The following is a 6,534-nucleotide window of genomic DNA, read 5'->3' as shown; positions in this document are numbered from 1 at the left end:
GTGTTCTGCGGTGTGCTCTCCCTATCGGGGGTGGTCCCCGGGCCGGGGCTTCGGGGGGGCGGGGCGCGCGGTTCCCCGCGCCCCTCACGGGCGCGGGGAACCGCGCGTTCAGGCGTGCAGCCCGGGTGCCTCGGTGATGTCCAGGTACACCTGGTCCGCCTGCGGCCAGCGCTCGGTGATCCGCTCCCGGATGCGCACACAGGCCAGCTCGACGTCCTCGCTGTCGATCCCGGGCGCGAGGTCGACACGGACGGCCACGAGCACCGAGTCCATGCCGAGCCGCATCGTCAGCAGCGACGCCACGTTGTCGATCTCCGCCTCCGACTTCAGCAGGGCGTGGATCTCCTCGCTCAGCTCCGGGTCCACGGCCTCGCCGATCAGCCGGTCCCGGGCCTCCCGCGACAGCCGGTACGCCACGTACACCAGCAGCACCCCGATGCCGACGGACGCCGCCGCCTCCCACGCCACGTTTCCGGTGACCATGTGCAGGATCATCCCGACGCCGGCCAGCACCACACCCAGCACGGCCGTCGCGTCCTCGGCGATCACCGTGCGCAGCGCCGGGTCCGCGACCCGGCCCCGCTGCCGGTGCGCCTGGTACAGCGCCCGCACCAGGGACGTGCCCTCGGCCACCAGGGCGACACCGAGCACCACAAGACCGGCCACGTACCCCTGGTGCGAGTCCTTCGGCTCCGACCGGAGGGCGTGCAGCCCCTGGTAGACGGAGAAGCAGCCGCCCATCACGAAGATCCCCACCGCGGCGAGCAGCGCCCAGAAGTAGCGCTCCTTGCCGTAGCCGAACGGGTGCCGTGCGTCCGGCGGGCGCCGGCTGCGCCGCAGCGCGACCAGCAGGAACACCTCGTTCAGGCTGTCCGCGACCGAGTGCGCGGCCTCGGAGAGCAGTGCGGGGGACGCGGCCAGGAACCCGGCGGCCCCCTTGGCCGCCGCGATCACCAGATTGGCCGCCAGGGCGACCAGGACCGTGATCCGGGTCCTGCCGTCCCGGTCCTGCCCACCGCTTCCTGTCCGCTGTGCTGTCACACCTTCACCGTCCCCTCGTGCGATCCACTGCGCCTCCGGGTACCCGGCCGGGTGCGCCTTGCAACCGGGGCGGGACACCGTGTCACCCGGTGGTTTGTCCGGTGGGCGCGGGGGAAGCCGGTGGCCCGTGCGGTGCCCATCGGGTGTCTGCCGGGTGCTACGGCCCGGTTTGCGCGGATCTCCTCAGTGGTACCGCTGACCGGCGCGGCCCCGGGCCGCGCGGGCCGCGGACGTGGAACGACCGGAAGGCGGGGCGATGAGCGAGGACGTACCAGGCGCGGCGGGGGCCGGGACGGTGACGACCCGGGTGCCCGCGCGGCTCGACCGGCTGCCGTGGTCGCGGTGGCACTGGATGATCGTGATCGGCCTCGGCACGGTGTGGATCCTCGACGGCCTGGAGGTCACGGTCGTCGGCTCCATCGCCAGCCGGCTCTCCGAGGACGGCAGCGGACTGGCCGTCACCGACGCCCAGGTCACCGGGATCGCCGCCGCCCTGTACGTGGCGGGGGCCTGCTCCGGCGCGCTGTTCTTCGGCCGGCTCACCGACCGCTTCGGCCGCAAGAGGCTGTTCCTGGTCACGCTCGCCGTCTATCTGGCGGCGACCGCGCTGACCGCGGTGTCCTTCTCGGCCTGGTGGTTCTTCCTCTTCCGCTTCCTGACCGGCTTCGGCATCGGCGGTGAGTACGCGGCCATCAACTCCGCGATCGACGAACTGATCCCCAGCAGGTACCGGGGCCGCGTCGACCTCATCATCAACGGCAGCTACTGGCTGGGCGCGATGGGCGGCGCGCTGCTGTCCGTGCTCGCCCTGGACACCAGCATCTTCCCGGCGGACGTGGGCTGGCGCCTCTCCTTCGGTCTCGGTGTCGTCCTCGGCCTGGTGATCCTCCTGGTGCGGCGCCATGTGCCGGAGAGCCCGCGGTGGATGCTGATGCACGGCAGGTCCGAGGAGGCGGAACGGCTCGTCGACGACGTGGAGCACGAGGTCGAACGGGAGACCGGGCGCGGACTGCCCGACGCGCGGGGTGAGATGAGGATCCGGCAGCGCGGTTCCGTCGGTTTCGGCGAGATCGCCCGCACCGTCTTCCGCCGCTACCCGCGGCGCGCGACCCTCGGGTTCGCGCTCTTCATCGGGCAGGCGTTCCTCTACAACGCCATCACCTTCGGCTTCGGTTCGATCCTGGTGCGCTTCTTCGGGGTGTCCAGCGGCATGACCGGTTACTATTTCGCGGTCATCGCGGCCGGCAACTTCCTCGGCCCGCTGCTGCTCGGGCGCCTCTTCGACACCTGGGGACGCCGGCCGATGATCGCCGGCACCTACATCCTCTCGGCGCTGCTGCTGTTCGTCACCGCCGCGCTCTTCGGTGCCGGGGTCCTGAACGCGACCACCATGACGCTGTGCTGGTGCGTGGTGCTCTTCTTCGCCTCGGCGGGCGCCAGTTCGGCGTACCTGACGGTCAGCGAGATCTTCCCGATGGAGACCCGGGCCATGTCGATCGCCTTCTTCTACGCCATCGGCACGGCCGCGGGCGGCATCGCCGGTCCGCTCGTGTTCGCCGGACTGACCGAGAGCGGTGTCGTCTCGGACGCGGTGCTCGCCTTCTCCGTCGGCGCCGCCCTGATGCTGGCGGCCGGCCTGGTGGCGGTGTTCTTCGCGGTCGCGGCGGAGGGCCGCTCCCTGGAGGACATCGCCACCCCGCTGTCGGCGGAGGCTGCCACGGCAAAGGTCTGACCGGACGCGCCACCGGTCGCCTCGTGTCGCGACCGGAAACGGCCGCGACACGAGGAGGTGGGCTCAGTACTCGTAGGCGCCCACGTCGAATGGCGCGGACCGCTGCTTCCTGTCGGCGTCGATCGTCGGCGCGTTCCGGTCGGTGGCACCGCCGATCGCGGTGCTGCCCGCCTTCAGATGCAGGTCGCCCGCCTGGTAGTTCACGAAGTGGTTGGCGTAGGCGGTGCCGACCTCGATGTTGTTGGAGTGCTGGGCGTCGGCCGCGGCGGCGGTGTTGAACTTGTGCGCCAGGTTGTTGCGGACGACGTCGCCGGTCGGCGGGGTGCCGTCCTTCTGGTTGGTGAGGCGGATCTCGCTGTCCGCGGCCGGGTAGCGCGGCACGACGGTGTTGTTGACGATCCGGCTGTTGTTCATCCCGTACAGGCCCATGGCGAGGCCGACCTCGACCTGGACGACGTTGTTCTCGATGGTCCAGTTGTTGTACGGACCGTCGAAGGCGCTCAGGCCCTGGATGGTGTACTTGTCGTTGTACTGGAACGGGACCTTGGTGTAGCGCGTGCCCATGCGGCTGATGAAGACGTTGCCCCGCAGCACCACGTCGGAGACCGGTGTGAAGCTGCCGTCACCGCGGTAGCTCTGGAACATGTCCCGGTGCGGCGGGTCGCTCTCCGTGCCGGCGGGCACCACCGCGTAGCTGTTGACCGCGGTGTTGTACTCGATCAGACAGCCGCTCACCTTGCAGCGGTAGGCGTCCTCCCAGAAGTGCTCGACCTTGTTGCCCCTGACCACCGCCCCGGTGGCCCCGGCGCCCGCGGTCGACGTGCGCTCCAGCATCACACCGTTGCGGACGTTGCGGATCTGGTTGTCGAGCACCTGGTTGTTGGCGCCGACGACCAGGACCCCGGTGCCGCTGCGGTTCACCCAGTCGTTGTTGTACCAGGTGTCCGCCGCCGTATCGCTCGCCGCGCGGACCTGGGAGCCGCGCAGGACGTCGTTGGTGGCGCCGGAGTCGAACTGCACCAGGTTGCCCGTGGTGTAGGTGCCGTCCGCCTCCTGCGGCGAGACCAGCACGCCGTCCACCGTCCAGCGGGTGGCGCCGGACGCGAACCGCAGGGTCTTGAAGCGGGGTGTCGCGCCGGGCGCGGCCTTGATGGTCCGGCTGCCCGAGGAGATGCCGCCGGTGACGACGGCGTTGCCGTAGTTGCCGCTGAGCAGGTACACGACGTCGCCCGAGGCGTAGGTCCGGCCCTGGGCGAAGATGTCCTGGAAGGTCTTCCAGGGCTGCGCGGACGTACCGGGGTTGGCGGACGAACCGCCCACCGGGTCCACGTAGTAGTTGGTGGCGGCGGCCGCGTCGGGCGAGGCCCCGGCCGCGAGGGCCGAGTGGCCGCCCGGCAGGGCGAACAGGAGCAGGACGCAGACCAGGAGCGCCGGCAGGCGGACCCCTCTGCGGGTGACCAGGGGAACGGACACGACTGAACCTCGGCTCGGAGTGGGGGAGTTGGCGGGTCGTGCTGCGCTTCGCCGAGGAGTGTGGGCCCAAGTCATTCCTTGAGTCAACAGATTCATTGGAATGAATCATTGGATCCCGGCCCCGGGCGCGGCTGATGACGACCGGTAGGGTCGACCGTGTGACAGCGAACCCGGGGGACGTGACCGTGGCGGAGGCCGACGGGCCGCGGAGTCCCGCCGGTTCGGCGGCCAGGGGCCACAAGACCCGCCGGCTCGCGGACGAACTGCGCCGCGGCATCGCCGAGTTGCGCTGGCCCGCCGGAAAACTGCCCACCGAACAGGAGTTGGCGCGCGACCAGCAGGTCAGCCTCAACACCGTGCGCCGCGCCGTCGACCTCCTCGTCCAGGAGGGTCTGGTCTACCGGCGGCAGGGATCGGGGACGTACGTCTCGGAGCCGCGGACCACGGAGACCGGGTACGCGGTCGGGGTCGTCGTGCCGTCGCTGACGTACTACTACCCGAGGGTCGTCGCCGGCATCGAGCGGCGGCTCGCCCTGCGCGGCTCCCGGATGCTGCTGCGCAGCACCGACTGGGACCCGGGGCGCGAACAGGAGGCCGTGGAGGAGCTGATCCGCGCGGAGGCGTCCGGGCTGATTCTCGTCCCCTCGCTCCGCGACGGCGGTACACCCTTCTGGCCCGCGGAACCGGACCGGCTCGACGTGCCCGTCGTACTCGTCGAGCGCGGCCTCGAACTGCCCGCGACCCTCCACGAGTTCGTCTGCTCCCACCATGCGGCGGGCGCGCTGACGGCCCTCGAACACCTGCTGCGCCTCGGGCACACCCGGATCGGCTACATGGAGCGCACGAGCCCGCACACCGCCCCGCAGATCCGCGCGGGGCTGGCCGCGGGGCTGGAGCGGGCCGCGCAGGCCCCGGGCGGGGCCGTCACGGCGTCACTGCCGCGCTGGACGGCCCCGGACGCCGACGGGTTCCTCGACCGTGTGCTGGACCACGGTGTGACGGCCGTGCTGTGCTTCGCCGACCGTGAGGCGTCCCTCCTGATCCATGCCGCCCGGCGGCGCCGCCTCGACGTGCCCGGCGACCTCTCCGTGATCGGCTACGACGACGAGGTCGCCGATCTGTGCGAGGTGCCGCTCACCGCGGTGTCCCCGCCGAAGGCCGAGATCGGAGCGCGCGCGGTGGACGTCCTGGCCGCGCGGATCGCCGAGCCGGAGTCGCCGCGCCGCCAGGAGGCCCTGGTGCCCCGCCTGGTGGTGCGCGACTCCACGGGACCGGCACCCCGGCGCGGCTGAACGGGCGTCACCCCTCCCCGCCGGGCTCCGGCGCGAGCGGTCGGTCCTCCTCCGGGGGCAGCAGCCTGAGCGCGGACATCCACACGGTCAGCGGGTTCACCCGCTCCGGGTGGCGCCGGGTCATCTCGTCGAAGTACCCCCGCCGGGTCGGCCGCCCGGCGAGGACCTCCTCGGCGGCGTCGAGGTACGCCCGGGTCTCGGCGATGTCGGAGGGGGCGTCGGGCCGGGTCGGGTCGCGGTGGCCCGCCACGACACGGGCGGGGTCGAGGTCCGCGACGACGTCCAGGGCGTGCCGCCAGGCGTCGATCCCGCCGTCCGCCGCCTCGGCGAGGTACTGGTGCACGTTGTTGTAGACCACGTCGCCCGCCGCCACCAGCCCGATCGAGGGGGCGTACAGCACGGAGGTGTCGTCCATGTCGCTGTGCCCGGCCTCGACGGGCAGCAGCACGTGCCCGTCGACCTCGAAGCCCTCCTTCGGCGCGGTGTCGAGCTCGACGGGCGCCGCGGCGAGCTGCTCCGGGAACGCGGCCGGCCACAGCCCGGTCGCGTGCCCGTCCGGGGCGGCGGCCCTGATCGCGTCGATCGTGCCCCGGGTGGCGAGGACCCGTACCCCGGGGAAGCGCTCGACCAGCGGCCGGGTGCCGAGCCAGTGGTCACCGTGGCCGTGGGTGACGTAGATGAACGACAGCCGCTTGCCGAAGCCCTCCACCCAGTCACCGAGGGCCGCCGCCTGGGCCAGGGTGATCGGCGGGTCCACCAGGGCGGCCTCGGTCGGGCCGTGGATCAGCGTGTGCGCCAGCGGGGACCACGCCCCCGGTGTGCCGTCGGGCAGGCGGAGCGCGGCGGGTGCGACCGGCGTCATGCCCGACACATGGACGTCGTAGAGGAGAGTGCTCATGTCGATGACAGAAGCATAAGTTTTTTACTTATGTCAATCGGTGCACGGAGTGCTGCGACCGCGTTACGGTGAAAGAAGTAAGCCAATAACACCTACAA

The 6,534-nt window shown here is 71.6% G+C and carries 5 protein-coding genes; 2 read left to right on the top strand and 3 right to left on the bottom strand.

What is annotated here, in order from left to right:
- Nucleotides 1–108: 108 nt before the first annotated feature.
- Nucleotides 109–1,041: a cation diffusion facilitator family transporter gene (locus tag AB0F77_RS39120; RefSeq protein WP_361958343.1), complete on the bottom strand. Its 933-nt coding sequence runs from the start codon at nucleotides 1,039–1,041 to the stop codon at nucleotides 109–111.
- A 256-nt stretch (nucleotides 1,042–1,297) separates the two neighbouring features.
- Here AB0F77_RS39120 and AB0F77_RS39115 point away from each other — a divergent pair, with 256 nt between their 5' ends.
- On the top strand, nucleotides 1,298–2,773 hold the full coding sequence (locus AB0F77_RS39115; RefSeq protein WP_361958341.1) for an MFS transporter: 1,476 nt from the start codon (nucleotides 1,298–1,300) through the stop codon (nucleotides 2,771–2,773).
- A 63-nt stretch (nucleotides 2,774–2,836) separates the two neighbouring features.
- Here the strand turns inward: AB0F77_RS39115 and AB0F77_RS39110 are convergent, their stop codons facing one another.
- Nucleotides 2,837–4,246, bottom strand: a complete 1,410-nt coding sequence (locus tag AB0F77_RS39110) for a hypothetical protein (protein ID WP_361958338.1) — start codon at nucleotides 4,244–4,246, stop codon at nucleotides 2,837–2,839.
- Nucleotides 4,247–4,404: 158 nt separating this feature from the next.
- On the opposite strand from AB0F77_RS39110, the gene AB0F77_RS39105 reads away from it, so the two are divergent.
- A complete protein-coding gene (locus AB0F77_RS39105; protein ID WP_361958335.1) occupies nucleotides 4,405–5,538 on the top strand; it encodes a GntR family transcriptional regulator in 1,134 nt (377 codons plus the stop codon).
- A gap of 7 nt (nucleotides 5,539–5,545) precedes the next feature.
- Here the strand turns inward: AB0F77_RS39105 and AB0F77_RS39100 are convergent, their stop codons facing one another.
- The gene (locus AB0F77_RS39100) at nucleotides 5,546–6,436 is read right to left on the bottom strand and encodes an MBL fold metallo-hydrolase (protein WP_361958332.1); all 891 of its coding nucleotides are present in this window, start codon (nucleotides 6,434–6,436) and stop codon (nucleotides 5,546–5,548) included.
- Nucleotides 6,437–6,534 lie beyond the last annotated feature (98 nt).

Source organism: Streptomyces sp. NPDC026672, from assembly GCF_040638185.1.
Taxonomy (GTDB): Bacteria; Actinomycetota; Actinomycetes; order Streptomycetales; family Streptomycetaceae; genus Streptomyces.
This window is presented reverse-complemented; position numbering and strand designations above follow the sequence as displayed.